Annotated in this window: 11 protein-coding genes; 6 read left to right on the plus strand and 5 right to left on the minus strand. The window is 62.1% G+C overall.

The annotated features are described in order from the left end of the window. Positions 1-83: 83 nt before the first annotated feature. Positions 84-3,632, minus strand: a complete 3,549-nt coding sequence (locus FGL65_RS02935) for a PAS domain S-box protein (protein WP_147819576.1) — start codon at positions 3,630-3,632, stop codon at positions 84-86. Positions 3,633-3,835: 203 nt separating this feature from the next. On the opposite strand from FGL65_RS02935, the gene hcp reads away from it, so the two are divergent. Further along, on the plus strand, positions 3,836-5,461 hold the full coding sequence (gene hcp, locus FGL65_RS02940; RefSeq protein WP_147819577.1) for a hydroxylamine reductase: 1,626 nt from the start codon (positions 3,836-3,838) through the stop codon (positions 5,459-5,461). Positions 5,462-5,725: 264 nt separating this feature from the next. On the opposite strand, the gene FGL65_RS02945 is transcribed toward hcp, so the two are convergent. Together FGL65_RS02945 and argS are read right to left on the minus strand one after the other, a co-directional pair. Beyond that, positions 5,726-6,418, minus strand: coding sequence for an SPOR domain-containing protein (locus tag FGL65_RS02945; protein ID WP_147819578.1), 693 nt, complete (start codon positions 6,416-6,418; stop codon positions 5,726-5,728). 22 nt (positions 6,419-6,440) lie between these two features. Further along, a complete protein-coding gene (argS, locus tag FGL65_RS02950; protein ID WP_147819579.1) occupies positions 6,441-8,084 on the minus strand; it encodes an arginine--tRNA ligase in 1,644 nt (547 codons plus the stop codon). 388 nt (positions 8,085-8,472) lie between these two features. Between argS and ilvN the strand changes: the two genes are divergently transcribed. The 3 genes from ilvN to buk are packed head-to-tail and all read left to right on the plus strand — an operon-like array spanning position 8,473 to position 10,966. Continuing rightward, a complete protein-coding gene (ilvN, locus tag FGL65_RS02955) occupies positions 8,473-8,952 on the plus strand; it encodes an acetolactate synthase small subunit (protein ID WP_147819580.1) in 480 nt (159 codons plus the stop codon). Positions 8,953-8,954: 2 nt separating this feature from the next. Next, a complete protein-coding gene (locus tag FGL65_RS02960; protein WP_147819581.1) occupies positions 8,955-9,890 on the plus strand; it encodes a phosphate acyltransferase in 936 nt (311 codons plus the stop codon). Then, complete coding sequence (gene buk / locus FGL65_RS02965) at positions 9,887-10,966, plus strand: butyrate kinase (protein WP_147819582.1); 1,080 nt, start codon at positions 9,887-9,889, stop codon at positions 10,964-10,966. Before FGL65_RS02960 ends, buk begins: the two co-directional genes overlap by 4 nt. Positions 10,967-11,018: 52 nt before the next feature. On the opposite strand, the gene FGL65_RS02970 is transcribed toward buk, so the two are convergent. After that, positions 11,019-13,067: an ATP-binding protein gene (locus FGL65_RS02970; RefSeq protein WP_147819583.1), complete on the minus strand. Its 2,049-nt coding sequence runs from the start codon at positions 13,065-13,067 to the stop codon at positions 11,019-11,021. A gap of 320 nt (positions 13,068-13,387) precedes the next feature. Here FGL65_RS02970 and FGL65_RS02975 point away from each other — a divergent pair, with 320 nt between their 5' ends. Next, positions 13,388-14,263, plus strand: a complete 876-nt coding sequence (locus tag FGL65_RS02975) for a CheR family methyltransferase (RefSeq protein WP_187170606.1) — start codon at positions 13,388-13,390, stop codon at positions 14,261-14,263. A 12-nt stretch (positions 14,264-14,275) separates the two neighbouring features. Further along, complete coding sequence (locus tag FGL65_RS02980) at positions 14,276-15,493, plus strand: HDOD domain-containing protein (RefSeq protein WP_187170509.1); 1,218 nt, start codon at positions 14,276-14,278, stop codon at positions 15,491-15,493. 73 nt (positions 15,494-15,566) lie between these two features. Here the strand turns inward: FGL65_RS02980 and FGL65_RS02985 are convergent, their stop codons facing one another. After that, positions 15,567-15,989, minus strand: a complete 423-nt coding sequence (locus FGL65_RS02985; RefSeq protein WP_147819585.1) for a DUF4079 family protein — start codon at positions 15,987-15,989, stop codon at positions 15,567-15,569. Positions 15,990-16,000 lie beyond the last annotated feature (11 nt).

A 16,000-nucleotide genomic window follows, 5' to 3' on the forward strand; every position in this document is an offset into this window, starting at 1 on the left:
TCGACTCCTGGCGGGTACTTTTCCCCAAAATAGCAGAGGGACTGAAAGGGAGGCAATCGGAAGGGAGTATTAATAATCGGGAATCAGCCCTCTGATTCGTCGCAGAATTCCTGGAAGGTCTTGTCCAGGGACTCCAGTTGGGGGCCCGTCTCTTCGAGAGGGGCGATTCTGAGGGCCGCAAGCATGGTCGTGGCCGCTTCCCGGCACTTCTCCGCCCCGATGACAAGGCAGATGTTGGAAATGGTCCTGGCGCCCTCTCTGGCCGCTTCCCGGTCATTGGCGGAAATTGACCGTCTGATGCTTTCCAGGTGGTGGAGGACCAGGTTCCTGGCCGTGTCCATCATGCCTTCGAACATGCTTTCGTCCAGGCCGGTGTTTTCCCGCACCGCCTCGCGGTCCCAGGACGAGCCCTCATTCAGGAGCGGGGCGGAAACCGGCGTCTTGGGGGCGGCGGCCTTGGCGGGCTTGGAGCGCGTTGTCTTGCCCCGTGCCTTGTCGTGGGAGGGGCCTGTCTGGACGAGGCGCTTGATGATGCCGGAAAGTTCGTTGAAATCCACGGGCTTGGACACGTAGGCGTTCATGCCCACCTCCAGGCACTTGTTCCGGAATTCCTTGAGGGCGTGGGCGGTCATGGCGATGATGGGGATGTTCGGGTTGCGGATGCCCGAGTCCGGGTCTGCCGAACGGATGATGCGCGTGGCCTCGATGCCGTCCATGAGCGGCATCTCCACGTCCATGAGCACCAGGTCGAAATTCTTTTGCGCAAGTTTTTCAATGACTTCCTTGCCGGAACGCGCCACGTCGTACTCATGGCCCATTTCGCTGAGGCGCAGGGTGGCCACCATGACGTTGACCTCGTTGTCCTCGGCCAGGAGTACCTGCAGGGCCTTGGGCGAGTTGTCCAGGGGCAGGGACAGGGGCGTTTCCTTGGGCATGGGGCAGATGCCGGGCTCGAACCAGGCGTCGAAGCGGAAGGTGGAACCCTTGCCCACGGTGCTTTCCAGGGTGATTTCCCCGCCCATGAGCGCGATGAGGTTCTTGCAGATGGCCAGGCCCAGGCCCGTGCCGCCGTATTCGCGCGTGGTCTGGCTGAAGCTCTGGAAGATGGTCTCCATGAACTCCTTGGGAATGCCGATGCCCGTGTCCTCCACCTCGAAGACGGCTCCCAGGGGGCGGTCATGGGTGTTTTCACGGGCAGGCGCGGGCAGGACCCGGACCTTGATGCCGCCCTTGTGCGTGAACTTGATGGCATTGCCCACCAGGTTGACCAGGATCTGGCGCAGGCAGACCGGGTCGCCCTTGACGCAGGCGGGCACGTCCGCACCGATCTCCAGCTCCAGGGAAAGGCCCTTTTGCACGGCCTGGACCTCCAGGCCCTTGATGGTGGAGCCCAGGTGCTGCGCCAGGTCGAAATCCGTGCGGTCCAGCTCCAGCTTGCGGGCCTCGATCTTGGTCAGGTCCAGGATGTCGTTGATGATGGACAGCAGGTGCTCGGCCGAATCCTTGACCGTGCGCAGGTAGTCGCGCTGGTCCTCGGTGAGCTCGGTCTGCAGGGTGATGTCGGTCATGCCGACGATGGCGTTCATGGGGGTGCGGATCTCGTGGCTCATGGCCGCCAGGAATTCGCTCTTGGCCCGGTTGGCGGTTTCCGCGGCCTCGCGCGCCTCCTCGAGCTGGGTCATGAACATCTTGCGGTCCGTGATGTCGTCCCAGGCCCAGATGATGCCCTTGTCCAGGTCGTTGGGGTCCACGGCCTTCGCGTACATCTTGCACCAGACCTCGCTGCCGTCCTTGGTGGTGAAGACCTGCTCGGTGTTGTATTCGCGGCTCATGGCCAGGGTGTCCTTGGCCTTGGCGATGAAGTCCTCCAACCCCTGGCCCGGCAGGATCCGCCCCGGGTCCATGCCGATGAATTCCTCGGGCTCGTAGCCGAAGGTTTCGGCCCCCCGGCGGTTGATGGCCGAAAAGTGGCGGCCCCTGGTCATGGCGATGCCCACCAGGCTGTTCTCCAGGATGGCCTCGAGCTTGTCCAGGGTCTGGCGCAGCTCGTTTTCCGACTCCTTGCGCACGCTGATGTCGCGCACGTTGGCCAGGATGGCGTCCTGTTTCTTGTAGGTGATGCGGTTCATGTAGATTTCGACGTCAAACTCCACGCCGTCAAAGGGCCTGCGGACCTTCCACTCGAAGAAATGGGGCTCGCCGTTGACCACGCGGGTCCAGACCTTGGGCAGCCGGTGCACCGGATTGGTGGGGCTGGACATGTCCCGTATTATGGAAAGGTTCAGGGCCTGTTCGCGGGTGACCGCGAACATGGTCAGCATGCGTTCGTTCACGTCCAGGATGGTGCCGTCCTCGCGGTGGAGGATGATGGCGTCGTGGGCGCTGTCAAAGACGGTGCGCAGCACGCTCTCTGATTCCTGGAGCTCTGCGGTGCGTTCGTTGACGCGGCTTTCCAGGGAGCTGTGGGCCTTGCGCAGGCTGGCCTCGGCCTGGTGGCGGCGGGCCGTGTTGATGACCAGCGCGATGATGATCAGCATTTGGACCGCGCCGAGGGCGACGCCGCCGATGACCAGGTGCTTGTGTTCGCTGTAGAAGCTGCGCGGCCGGTTGCTGATGATGCTGTCCGGGGGCAGGGAGGCCAGGCTGATGCCGAAGCGCCGCAGCTGGTTGTAGTCGAACATGGTGCGGGTCTCGCCCACGGTGTTCACCGGGATGCTGTCGGGCTTGTGGCCGGAGAGCACCAGCAGGGCGAGCTGGGCCATGCTCTGGCCCTGATCGTAGCCGCTGATGAGCTTGCCGCCCACGATGCCGTGGGAGAGCTGGCTCTGGGCCAGCCCGTAGACCGGGGAGTGGCTGCGTTTGGAAAGCATTTCCGAGACGACGCCGTCGTCAAAGAAGTTGCCCTGGCTGTCCCGGAAATAGACGCCCATGAGCACGATGCTGTGCTCGGGCAATTTTTTCACCATTTTCAGGAGTTCGTGCATGGGCACGTCCGGGGAATAGGTGATGCGTACGCCCGGCGCGTATCCGTCCAGCTGGCGGCGGATGGTTTCGGCCCAGGCTTCGCCGCTGGGGGTGTGATCGTTGACGATGAAGATTTCCCGGGTCTTGGGGTGCAGGGTCAGGGCCAGGTCCAGGGTGCCCCGGGCATCGATGATTTCGGCAACGCCCGTGAACAGGGGAAAGCCCTCCAGCTGCTCGGGCCGGAAGAAGTTGACCCCGCAGAAAACCACGGGAACGCCGGGGAACAGCTCGTCGTGATAGGCGCGCATGAATTCGTAGGCGTTGTTGTCCGAGGCCAGGATCAGGTCCAGGTTCTCGGATTCGTACTTGTGGGAATAGACGTCCAGGAGTTGGAGCTTGTAGGACTCGGTGAACGCCACCCGCTTGGTGTCCATGTTCTCCACCATGAGCTTGATGCCCGTCTCCTGGGGGCGGAACACGTCGGTGATCCCCTCCAGGACTTCCTGTTGCCAGGGCAGGGTCTGGTGGTAGGAGCAGAACAGCAGGACGCGCTGCTTGGCGTTTTTGCCGCGCGCGGCCTGGCTTGGCGCGGGGATAAGCGCGGCAAGCACAAAGAGGGCGGCAAAAAGGGGCGCAAGGCGTATGAGCGGGCGCGTTTTCAGGTGCATTTCGAGTACTCGTGGTTATATTCTGGAACTTCCCTAACAAAAGCACATGCTTTTTGCCACAACAAACACGGGTTTCCCGCTGCGGACAGGAAAAAGAGGCAGTTTTCCGCTCTTTTGACTCAAGTCATACCGGCGTGTGCGCGGTTGGCCTAGGTATGGGACGTCAAGACATTGAACGACCCACAACCATAAAGGAGCCAACCATGTATTGTTACCAGTGTGAGCAGACCGCCAAGGGCCAAGCCTGCACCAAGATCGGCGTTTGCGGCAAGCAGCCCGAGGTGGCCGCGTTGCAGGACCTGCTGGTCTACGCCCTCCAGGGCCTTTCCCTGGTGGCTGTCGAGGCCCGCAGGGCGGGCGTCAACGACGAGGCCGCCAACGTGTTCACGGCCAAGGCCATGTTCTCCACCCTGACCAACGTGAACTTCGACCCCGAGCGGTTCCTGCCCCTGTTGCGTGACTGCGTGACATATCGCGAAGACCTCAAGGCCGCCCTGGCCGCCAAGGGCGTCACCCCGGCCTGGAATGAAGCCGCCGGTTTTGTCCCGGCCCCGGACCTGGCGGGCCTGGTCGCCCAGGGCCAAGCCCACGGCATTGAAAAGGACCCCGAGCCCAATGCGGACATCAAGTCCCTGAAGCAGACCGTGATCTACGGCATCAAGGGCGTCGCCGCATACCTGGACCACGCCGAGATCCTGGGCCAGTCCGATGATTCGGTCTATGCCTCCATTCAGGAACTGCTGGCCGACACCCTGCGTCTGGACCTGGATCTGGGCGCCTGGGTCCAGCGCGCCCTGGACTGCGGCAACGCCAACATCCGGGCCATGGAACTGCTGGATGCGGGCAACACCGGCGCCTACGGGCACCCCGAGCCCACCCGGGTCCCGCTGGGGGCCAGGGCCGGCAAGGCCATCCTGATCTCCGGGCACGACCTCAGGGACCTGGAACTGCTGCTCCAACAGACCGAAGGAACGGGCGTCAACATCTATACCCACGGGGAGATGCTGCCCTGCCACGGCTATCCGGAACTCAAGAAATACGGCCACTTCCATGGGCATTACGGCACGGCCTGGCAGAACCAGCTCAAGGAGTTCTCCGAATTCCCGGGAGCCATTCTCATGACCACCAACTGCATCCAGAAGCCGTCCGGCGCATACATGGACAACATCTTCACCACCGGCCTGGTGGGCTGGCCTGGCGTGGTCCACCTCGAGGACAAGGATTTCGGTCCGGTCATCAAGAGGGCGCGGGAACTGCCCGGTTTTGCGGGGGATACGGACAAGGGTTCCGTCATGGTCGGCTTTGGCCGCAACGCGGTCATGAATGTGGCCGGGACCGTGATCGATGCGGTCAAGGGCGGGGCCATCCGCCACTTCTTCCTGGTGGCCGGGTGCGACGGGGCCAAGCCGGGCCGCAACTACTACACCGAGTTCGTGGAAAAGGTGCCCGAAGACTGCGTGGTGCTGACCCTGGCCTGCGGCAAGTTCCGCTTCTTCGACAAGCAGTTGGGCGACATCGGGGGCATTCCCCGCCTGCTGGATGTGGGCCAGTGCAACGACGCCTATTCCGCAGTGAAGATCGCCCTGGCCCTGGCCGAGGCCTTTGAGTGCGGTGTCAATGACCTGCCCCTGTCCCTGGTGCTTTCCTGGTACGAGCAGAAGGCTGTGGCCATCCTGCTTTCCCTGCTGGCCCTGGGCGTCAAGGACATCCGCCTCGGCCCCAGCCTCCCGGCATTCCTGACCCCCAACGTCCTGAACCATCTGGTGGAGCATTACGACATCAAGCCCATCACCACGCCGGATGAGGACCTGAAGACCATCCTCGGTTAGCTGACAGAAATGAAAAAGCCGGGCTTCGCGGCCCGGCTTTCGTCACCCCAAGGCTGAGCGGAAGCATTGCTTTTTGGCTCGGTTCCTGGTGTTGAAATCGGCGAAAAAGGGCCGAAAAAAATGATTCAGCGGAATAAATGAAGCCGTTAGAACGTGAATTAGAGAAAAGCTATAGAATTTATACACTTTCTGTAGCTTTTGCCGCGTAGGCTGAATTGTATGGAGAAAAAGAAAGGCCCGCTCCACAGGGAGCGGGCCTTGTCGTTATTGCGCGTTGCCGACCAGCGTTTTCTTCTTCATGAGCGGCTTGCCGATGCCGAAGCGATTCAGCACGGCCTTCATGCCGTTGGTGGAGTCGGGGGTTCCCCGGTGATTGACCACCACCCGGTACCAGGTTCCCTTGCTGGTTTCGGCCGTCTGGATGGCCGTGTTCAGTCCTGCTCCGGCCAGCTTGGCCCGCAGGTCCGCAGCCATGTCCTCCTTGCGGAAGGACGCGGCCTGGTACACGTAGTCGTAGATTTTCTCGCCCGTTTTGGGTGCGGCGACCTTGGCGGCTTCCTTGGGAGCCTGGGCGGGCACCGGCTTGGGCGGCTTGACCTGCTGCGCCGGGGTCACGGCCTGGGGCTCTTCCTGCCGCGGGCGTTCGGCCGGCTGCTGGGTCAGGGTCTCAGGATATGTCAGATCCTGGGCCGTGAGCACCTTGACCGGTTCCGTGGCGTTGGTCACCAGGGCGCCGTGCTCCTGCTTGGGCATGATCTGGGCCAGGGGCGGCACGTTCTGCTCGGGCCGGTAGCCGCGCCCCACCAGCAGGCCCAGGATGAAGAACAGGGTCAGGGCCACCAGGGCGCTGCCCACGGCCGTGATCATGCCGGGCATGGTCACGGTGAAGGTCCAGGTTTTCTGTTCGCCAGGTATTTTGGGCATACGCACGCTGTATTTCTTTTCGGTTCCCGCCATGAATCCCCTCCGGACGGTTCGGTTACATGCGCTCCGGTGCGCTGACCCCCAGCAGGGCCAGACCGTTGCGGATCACGCCGGCCACGCTGTCCAGCAGCATGAGGCGCGAGGCGCACACTGCCGGTTCTGCCGACAGCACATGACAGTTTGTATAGTATCTATGAAGGGTTGAGGCAAGGTCTCGCAGGTAAATACTGATGATGTGCGGGCTTTCGCCTCGCGCCGCGGCCTCCACGAAGTCCGGGTACTGGTCCAGGAGCCGGAGGATTTCCAGGTCGTTTTCCGTGTCCAGCAGGGTCAGGGCCTCCGGGGTGACGTCGGCCATTTTCGCCTGCTGTTCCGCTGCCTTGCGCAGCATGGAGCAGATGCGGGCATGGGCGTACTGGACATAGTAGACCGGGTTGTCCATGGACTTCTGCTTGACCAGTTCCAGGTCGAAATCCAGGCCCGAATCGGACTTGCGGGAAAGGAACATGAACCGGGCCGCATCCGAGCCAACTTCGTCCACCACGTCCTTGAGGGTCTCGAACTGGCCGGCGCGGGTGCTCATGGCGATGGGCTGGCCGTCGCGCAGCAGGTTGACCAGGTTGACCAGGATCACGGCGAGCTGGCCCTTGCGGCCGATGGCCTCGCAGGCGGCCATCATGCGCGGGATGTACCCGTGATGGTCCGCACCCCAGATGTCGATGACATGGTCGAAGCCGCGCTTGAACTTGTTGTCGTGGTAGGCGATGTCCGAGGCGAAATAGGTGGTGTCCCCATTGGATTTGCGCAGCACGCGGTCCTTGTCGTCGCCGAACTCGGTGGCCCGGAACCAGAACGCGCCGTCCTGGTCGAAGCCCAGGCCGGACTTGCGCAGGTCGCCGAAGGTCTCATCCACCATGCCGTCGTCCACCAGGCTCTTTTCCGAGAACCAGACGTCGTGGCGCACGCCAAAGGCCTTGAGGTCTTCCTTGATGCCTTCCAGGATGATGTCCTTGCCGATGACCTTGCAGATCTCGGCGGCTTCGGCCTCGTCCTTTTCCAGGAGGTCCGGGTGCTGCTCCAGCACGGTGCGGGCGATGTCCTTGATGTATTCGCCCCTGTAGTAGTCCTCGGGTTCGGCCGGGTTCAGGCCCTTGATCTCCTTGGCCCGGTAGAGGATGGAACCGCCCAGGATGAGCATCTGGCGGCCCGCGTCGTTGACGTAGTATTCGGCCTCAACCTCGTAGCCGGCCTTTTCCAGGATGCGGCAGAGGCTGTCGCCCAGGGCGGCGCCCCGGCCGTGGCCGATGTGCAGCGGGCCCGTGGGGTTGGCGGAAACGTATTCCACCTGGACGCGGGTTCCCTTGCCCATGTCCGAGGAGCCATAGGCCTCTCCGGCCTCGCGGACCACGGCGATGGTCTCCTGCCAGAAGGAGGGGGCAAAGGTGAAATTCAGGAAACCGGGACCGGCGATGTCCACCTTGGCGATGAGTTCGTCGCCCGCCACGGCGGCGGCGATGTCCTCGGCGATCTGGCGCGGGGCCTTTTTGGCCTGCTTGGCCAGCATCATGGCCACGTTGGCGCTCATGTCGCCGAATTGCTTATCTTTGGGAGGCTCGATGACTGCTTTCTCGGGCCATTCCCAGCCGTTATCGGCCAGGATTTTTTTCAGGGTGCTTTCAAGGTGCAGCTTGGCTCTCATGAGAGGTTATTCTCCTTAATTATTATCGTCGCGGGGCCGCTGTTAGCACCTTTTTTCGCGCAATCCAAGTCTTATTCCGGCCCCGGAAAGCGCCCGGAGGCTTCCCCGTCCGGAAAAGGTCTTCCCGGCAGGCCTGGTTTCCTACGTGGCGGGGCGGCATTTTCCCCCGGCATCCGGAACTTTTCGCGAGTCCCCCGGATGCGGGTGGCGGGCCGGGTTGATCTCTTGAAATAAGGACAACGGCGGGCGGTTCTTAATAATATTAGGCAAATACTGATATAATATTAATTTAATTCCACGAAGAAGGGGCTGCACTTACGGATGCTTCCCATTTTGGCCTGGAGGTGCTATGGGAAATGTCCAAATCTTCATTCAAGGAGTCAACAATATGATCAGAACCATCAGTGCACTCGCCAAGAACCGTCCCGGAGTCCTGGCCGAGATGACGGCCGCGTTCGGTAAATACAATGCAAACATCCGCTCCATGGCGGCGGGCGAAACCGAGAATCCCGAGATCTCGCGGCTCGTGATCCAGGTGGAGGGAGAGGAGGCGGAGATCAACCGCATTACCGACGCCCTGGCCCACATGGAGCCCATCGTGCAGGTGGACGACCTGGCCCGCAAGGAGTTCGTGGACCGTGAGCTGGTGATGATCAAGGTCAACATGTCCAAGGAGAACACCGGCCAGATCATGCAGATTTTCGAGGTTTTCCGCGCCAATGTCATCGGCATGGGCCAGGAGACCATCACCGTGGAGATGGCCGGCGACCAGGAGCGGGTCAACGGCCTGATCAACATGCTGGCCCCCTACGGCATCCGCAGCATGTGCCGTTCCGGTATGATCGCGCTCAAGCGCGGGGACGAATAGCCATGACCGCCAAACGAATTATGAACAGCCTGGACGACATCGTTCAGGCGGTGCTCGACTATGGGGAAACCCCCAAGGTGGCCATTGCCCGCTCGGCCGAGAGCTTCGTGCTCCGCGCCGGCATCCACGCCTATGAGAAGGGCGTGGCCGAGCCCGTGCTGGTGGGCGACATCGAAAAGACCGAGAAGATCGCCGAGGAAAAGGGCCTGGACATCAGCCCGTTCCGCAAGATCCACCTGCCCGACGACGTGCAGGCGGTCATGGAGGCCGTGCGGCTCTTCCGGGAAAAGGAAGTGGCCCTGGTCATGAAGGGGCTCGTTTCCACGGCCACGCTGCTCAAGGCCGTGCTCAACAAGGAGACCGGGGTGCCGCCCAAGACCGGCGTGCTCAGCCATGTGGGCGTCTTCAATTCGCCCACGGACGGCCGCCTCATGTTCCTGACCGACGCGGGCGTGAACATCGACCCCAACCTGCAGCGCAAGGTGGACATCCTCAAGAACGCCATCAACGTGGCCCAGATGCTCGGCATTGAGAAACCGCGCTGCGCCATTCTGGCCGCCACGGAAAAAGTCAATTATCCCGCAATGCCCGCCACCCTGGATGCGGACGTCATCACCAAGATGGCCTCCCAGGGCGAGTTCGGCGAGGCCCGGGTGCACGGCCCCCTTTCCCTGGACCTGGCCGTGAACCCGGACAGCGCCTCCTGCAAGGGCGTGGACGGGCCGGTGGCCGGGTGCGCGGATATCCTGCTCACTCCGGACATCGAAGCGGGCAACATCCTGTACAAGTCGCTGAACTCCTACTGTAAGGTTCCCATGGCCGGTGTGGTCGTCGGCAGCAAGGTTCCCGTGGTGGTGCCTTCCCGCGGCGATTCGGACATGTCCAAGTTCTATTCACTTGCACTCGCTGCGTATCTCGGCATGGAGGCCCAGAAATGAGTCCCGTTTTCGTGATCAATCCCGGTTCCACATCCACCAAGCTCGCCCTGTACGAAGGCTCGGAAGAGATCTTCGAGCGCGAGCTCCAGCACTCCAAGAAAGAGCTCGCCGCCTTCCCCTCCGTGGGCGACCAGAAAGGCTTCCGCATGGACGCCATCCGCAAGGTCCTCGCAGAGGAGAAGGTGGACGGTTCGGCCATGGACGCCATTGCCGGACGCGGGGGCCTGCTGGCTCCGCTCCAGGGCGGCACCTACGAAGTGTCTGACAGAATGATAGACGATCTGCTTGCCAACAAGTATGGCGAGCATCCCTGCAACCTTGGCGCGGTCCTGGCTCGGGACCTGGCCGAGGAGTGGGGCGTTCCCGCCTACATCGTGGATCCGGTGGTCACGGACGAAATGGACGACCGCGCCCGGCTCACGGGCATGCCCGGCCTTGAGCGGCGCAGCGTGTTCCACGCCCTGAACCAGCGCGGGGCCGCCCGCGTGGCCGCCGAAAGGCTTGGCGTCCGTTACGAGGATTCCTGCTTCATCGTGGCCCACATGGGAGGGGGCATGTCCATCGGCGCGCACCGCAGGGGAAGGGTCACGGACGTGACCAACGGGCTGGACGGCGAAGGGCCGTTCACCCCGGAACGCACCGGCGCATTGCCCGTGCTGCCCGTGCTGGAGCGCATGCGCGACGGCGAGAGCTTCGACGCCCTGCGCCTGACCATCCTGCGCGAGGGCGGCGTCTGGGCGCATTTGGGCACCAACAACATGATGGAGGTGGAAAAGCGCGTGCTGGAGGGCGACGAGGAATACGCCCGCGTGTTCCGGGCCATGGTCTACAATGTGGCCAAGCACATCGCCTCCATGGTTCCGGCCGCCCTGGACGGGGAAAAGGACCGGGTGGACGCCATCGTCATCACTGGCGGCATGTCTCGCTGCAAGCCCCTCATGGAAGAATTGCGCCGCCTGCTCAAGGGATTGGGCGAGATCGTGCACGTTCCCGGCAGCGTGGAGATGGGGGCCCTGGCCAAGGGCGCATTCATGGCCTTGGCTGGAGAAACGCCCGCCCAGCGCTATCTGGGCTGAGGCGCGCATTGCTTGAAATCAGGAAAGCCGCTTCCCTCGGGAGGCGGCTTTTTCAGCGTCTGGCGTTCTTGCGAATGGTGGTCAGGACCTGCTCCAGCTCCTTGAAGTCCACGGGCTTGGGCACAAAGGCGTCCATTCCCGCCTCCAGGCAGCGCTTGCGGTCCGCGGCAAAGGCATAGGCCGTCACCGCGATGATCGGGGTGTCCGTGGGGGTGGGCATTCCCTGGGTTTCGCGGATTCGCCGGGTGGTTTCAATGCCGTCCATCTCGGGCATTTCCAGGTCCATGAAGATCACGTCGTAGCGGTTTGCCCTGGCCGCCTCCAATGCCTCCACCCCGTTTTCGGCCGTGTCCACCACATTGCCGATCTTTTCCAGAAAGGCTTTGGTGGCCGCCTGGTTCACGGGATCGTCCTCCACCAGCAGGAGCCGCATGTTCCCGGCCTTTTCCCGGGCAGCTTCCGAAACATCGAGCAAGCCGGCTTCGTCCACCTTGAAGGGGATGGACACGTAGACCGTGGTGCCCTTGTCCTGTTCGCTTTTGATGGACAGGGTGCCGCCCATGAGCTCCACAAGTTTGCGCACGATGCCCAGGCCCAGGCCCGTGCCGCGCACCTTGTTAGCGAGCGGCGCGCTCCCCTGTTCAAAGGGTTCAAAAATGCGGTCCAGGGCCTCGTCCGGGATGCCCACGCCCGTGTCCTCCACCGTGATCAGGACCCGCGCCTGGGTCCTGGTGCGGAAGACGGGGGAGACATCCAGGCGGATGCTGCCGCCCGGGGTGAACTTCACGGCGTTGCCCACCAGGTTGAACAGGATCTGGTTCAGCCGGGCCCCGTCCCCGAGCAGGGATTCCGGGATGCGGCTGTCCACGGCATAGGAGAGCTGGACGCCCTGTTCCGTGGCCTGATGCGAGATCCCCCTGCAGACCGAGCCGATGATGTCGGCCAGGCGCAAGGGCTCTTCGGCCAGGGTGAGCTTGCCCGCCTCGATCTTGGAGAGGTCCAGCAGGTCGTTTATGACCGTGAGCAGGCCCCGGCAGGAGTGCAGGCCGATCTCCACGTATTCCTTCTGCTCCTCGCTGAGGTCCGTGCGCAGGGCCAGCTGGAGCATGCCCAGCACGCCGTTGAGCGGGGTGCGCACCTCGTGGCTCATGTTGGCCAGAAACTGCGACTTGGCCCGGTTGGCCTGTTCCGCGGCCTCCTTGGCCTCCTTGAGCTTGGCCTCGATCTCCTTGTAGGCGGAGATGTCCTGGAGCGAGCCCAGCACCACGGCGGGCCGTCCGTTCTCGAAACGGCTCTGGCCCGTTATGCGGACCCACTTTTCCGCATTGGCCCGGGTGCGGATGCGCACCTCCAGGGTCTGTGGGGCCGGATCCGACAGGATTTTGTGCAGGGCGGCCTGCGCCTTGCGCCTGTCCCTGGACGACACGCACATGGAAAAAAACGTCTCGGCGTCGGTCAGGCCTTCTGTCGGGGGGATGTCCAGGATTCGGTCCAGTTCCCCGGTGCTGGTCACGGACCGGGTTTCCGGGTCCATGGTCCAGCCTCCGATGGTGGCCAGCCGCTGCATCTGGGAAACCATGTCCTGGGAGGTGCGGAACTGGTCGGTGATGAGCTTGCGTTCCTCTTCCAGGGAAACGGCCTTGGCCAGGGTGGAGATGAGGTCCACCTCGTCCTCGCTGAAGTCGCGGGGCTCCAGGCCCACGATGCACAGGGCGCCGATGGCCCGGTCCCGGAGCCGGACCGGATAGCCCAGGTAGGAGCGCAGCCCGTACCTGGCCACATTGGGGTCGGTCTGGGCGTAATGGGTGTCCTGGATGTCGGGGATGACCACGGGCTTGTCCTGGCCCTTGATGGTGGCCTCGAAGCAGATGTGCCCCTCGGGTTCGTCCCGTTCGGGCAGGTCGTCGGGTGCGTTGGCCGCGGACCAGGTGCACAGGGACCGGTCCTCGTGATCCAGGCGGTTGAACAGGGCGCAGGCGCCATGCAGGAGGGCCGCGGTGGCTCCGACGATCAGGGCGATGTTGGTGTCGGGGTCGCTTCCGAGCCGGCTGTACAGCCGGTTGAGGCCCGCCAGCGGGGAAGGGGAACGGTGTTGGCTCATGGGACTATTCCTCAATAATAACGGCCTACAGCTCTACGCGAAAATCGGTGCATGTCAAAGAATGTTAGCGAGATTATAATTCCCCCCGGTATGGGACGGGATGCTGGCCTTAGGGCGGTGCTGTGTGTATAGTTGCCTACATTCTTGTCTATTCTGGATGAAACTGCTGTTTGATTGTTCACATTTACCACGTTGTTACGTATAGTTTTGAACTATGGGAGGGAGTTTGCATCGGATGCGGCCGCTGACGCGGCGCGCATGAAAACGAGAGGTTCGGGTATTCGAGTTGTTTTTCAGCCCTGCGGGGCGAATGAGGGTTGCTGATGTCATTGTTTTCGAGTTCCATATCTTTGCGAAAAGGGGTCGCGATCACGGACGAGGAATTTGTCCAGCTTCGGGACTTCATTTATGAGAAGAGCGGGATATTTGTCGACGAGAAGCGCAAATACCTGTTTGAAAGCCGTTTTCGCAAGAGGTTGCAGGAGTTGAGCCTGTCCAGCTTTGGCGACTACCTCAAGTTTCTGAAGTTCGATTCCAACCGCAAGGAAGAGTTGGTCAAGCTCTTTGAGCTCATCACGACCAACGAGACAAGTTTCTATCGCGATACAAAGCAGCTGGACGCTTTCTACGACAACGTTCTCAAGGAAGTCGTGGAAAACGTCCGCAAGCAGGGCAAGAGCGAGCTGCACATCTGGTCTGCCGGGTGCTCCTCCGGGGAGGAACCCTACACACTGTCCATCCTGCTGCATGAGATGCTCGGTCTCGAGGCCGCTCGGTGGAAGATCCGCATTTCCGCCAACGACCTGTCCATGGCCATGATCAAGAAGGCCCGCGAAGGCCTGTACAATGAATACGCCATGAAGACCACGCCCGAGCGCATCCAGTTGAAATATTTCACCAAGGAAAACGGAGGCTGGCGCATCAAGCCCGAAGTCGCCAAGATCGTGGACTTCAGGCTGCTCAACCTCAACGACACCTTGGCCGTCAAGCGCATACCAAGGTCCCACATCGTGTTCTGCCGCAACGTGATCATCTATTTCGACCAGGACATGAAGAAGAAGGTCATCAATTCGTATTACGACAATCTCTTGGACGGTGGCTACCTCATGCTCGGCCATTCCGAGTCGCTGCACAAGATCACCAAGGCATTCAAGCCGGTATTCTATCCCGGAACCATTGCCTACAAGAAAGAGTAGGAGCGGGGAAACGTGACGAAACTGCGCATTGAAGAGCTCAAGACCGGCATGGTCCTATCCTGCGACTTGAAGACCGCGGACGGCCGGCTGTTGCTGCCGGGTGGTGTGGAACTGGAGGAAAAGCATCTTCAGCTCCTGGATCGCATGGGCATCGAAGAGGTCGAGGTGGATCCGGGCCAGGCCGAACTGGATGAGGAGAGCCTGCTTGCGGTTGAGGACTATGTCCGGGACTACTTCCTGTATTCGAATCCGGACCATCCCGCAGTGCTGGAACTGTTCCGCATCGCCCTGGAACGCACCGCAGCCAGGGTGGCCGGAGGCTGGCAGCTACCGTCCGTGGAGATGCGGCGGGCACAGGCCGTGGAACACCTGGAGGACATCTTTCTCAAGGACATGGGCGGCCCCGAGGAGATCGCCAAGCACGAAACCGAGCTGGAAAGCTTCCCGGACATCTATTTCCGCATCCGCGAGGTGCTGGATTCGCCCAACGTGTCCGCGGACAGGCTGGCCAAGGTGGTGAGCACGGACGTGGGCCTTTCGGCCAAGCTGCTGAAGCTGGTCAACAGCCCGTTCTATGGTTTTCCGTCCTCCATCGACTCCATCAGCAGGGCCATTGCCCTGGTGGGAGGCAAGGAGCTGTCCACCCTGGCGCTCGGCATTTCCACCATCAACTATTTCAAGGACATTCCGCCGGAACTCATCAACATGGAGATGTTCTGGCGTCATTCCATTTCCTGCGGCATCTTCTGCAAGCTCATCGCCTCCCGGCAGACCGGGGTGCAGTCCGAGCGCCTGTTCATTGCCGGGCTGCTGCACGACGTGGGGCGCCTGATCATGTTCAAGAAGCTGCCCTACGCCTCGCGCGAGGCCATGCTTTTCGCCCGCGAAAACAGCATTCCCCTGCATGCGGCGGAGCAGACCGTCATCGGCTATACGCACACGGACGTGAGCGCGCCCCTGCTGGAGGCCTGGAAGTTCCCGGAAAACCTGTCCGAGGCCATCAATCACCATCATGATCCCATGTCCAGGCCCAATCCTCTGGAGCCGGCCATCGTCAATCTGGCCGACAACATGGCCAACGCCGTGGATATCGCCAACGGCGGCATGTATGTCCTGCCCGGCATCGATAATGGCGTGTGGGAGCTGCTGGGGCTGAGCCCCGCCTTCCTGCGCGACACCCTGCACCAGCACGATGAGCAGGTCGAACTGATCATGAGCGCGTTCTTCTAGGCCGCATTCAACAACGATTGATACAGTCAGGAAAGCCGCAGCGTCCGACAGGGCGTTGCGGCTTTTGCATGCGCTAGAGCAGGTACTCCCGGAGGACGGCCCAGCCTGTCCAGAACTGGTACAGGGCCAGGCCGAGGAGCGTGATGTTGTTGGCCGCGTGGAGCAGGGAGAGCAGCCCGCGCGGCTTCTTGTGCGCGTCCATGATGATGCCGCTCAGGTAGCCGAAGATGAGCAGGGGAAGCATGATCAGGGCGGTCTGGTAGTGGCGGCCGGTGATGAAGTTCACAGACCAGGTCATGCGGGCCACCATGAGCCCCCCCACAAAGCCCGCGAACCAGAGCAGGATGGCCAGCTTGCCCAGCTGCACGTGGATCCGCCACTGGAACGGGCGGCTGATCTGCAGATGCTGGGTCAGGAAGCGGTTCAGGCCCGTGAAGGCCACGTACAGGGCCAGCAGGGTGGTCAGGGCTTGCAGGACCGGATGGAACCAGAGCATGAACTCTCCTT

It is taken from the genome of Salidesulfovibrio onnuriiensis, from assembly GCF_008001235.1.
In the GTDB taxonomy this organism is placed as follows: Bacteria; Desulfobacterota; Desulfovibrionia; order Desulfovibrionales; family Desulfovibrionaceae; genus Pseudodesulfovibrio; species Pseudodesulfovibrio onnuriiensis.

Excerpts from the sequence above, each read along its gene's own strand:
- FGL65_RS02935 (WP_147819576.1), bottom strand. The coding sequence starts at position 3,632 with ATGCACCTGAAAACGCGCCCGCTCATACGCCTTGCGCCCCTTTTTGCC.
- hcp (WP_147819577.1), top strand. The coding sequence starts at position 3,836 with ATGTATTGTTACCAGTGTGAGCAGACCGCCAAGGGCCAAGCCTGCACC.
- FGL65_RS02945 (WP_147819578.1), bottom strand. The coding sequence starts at position 6,418 with ATGGCGGGAACCGAAAAGAAATACAGCGTGCGTATGCCCAAAATACCT.
- argS (WP_147819579.1), bottom strand. The coding sequence starts at position 8,084 with ATGAGAGCCAAGCTGCACCTTGAAAGCACCCTGAAAAAAATCCTGGCC.
- ilvN (WP_147819580.1), top strand. The coding sequence starts at position 8,473 with ATGATCAGAACCATCAGTGCACTCGCCAAGAACCGTCCCGGAGTCCTG.
- FGL65_RS02960 (WP_147819581.1), top strand. The coding sequence starts at position 8,955 with ATGACCGCCAAACGAATTATGAACAGCCTGGACGACATCGTTCAGGCG.
- buk (WP_147819582.1), top strand. The coding sequence starts at position 9,887 with ATGAGTCCCGTTTTCGTGATCAATCCCGGTTCCACATCCACCAAGCTC.
- FGL65_RS02970 (WP_147819583.1), bottom strand. The coding sequence starts at position 13,067 with ATGAGCCAACACCGTTCCCCTTCCCCGCTGGCGGGCCTCAACCGGCTG.
- FGL65_RS02985 (WP_147819585.1), bottom strand. The coding sequence starts at position 15,989 with ATGCTCTGGTTCCATCCGGTCCTGCAAGCCCTGACCACCCTGCTGGCC.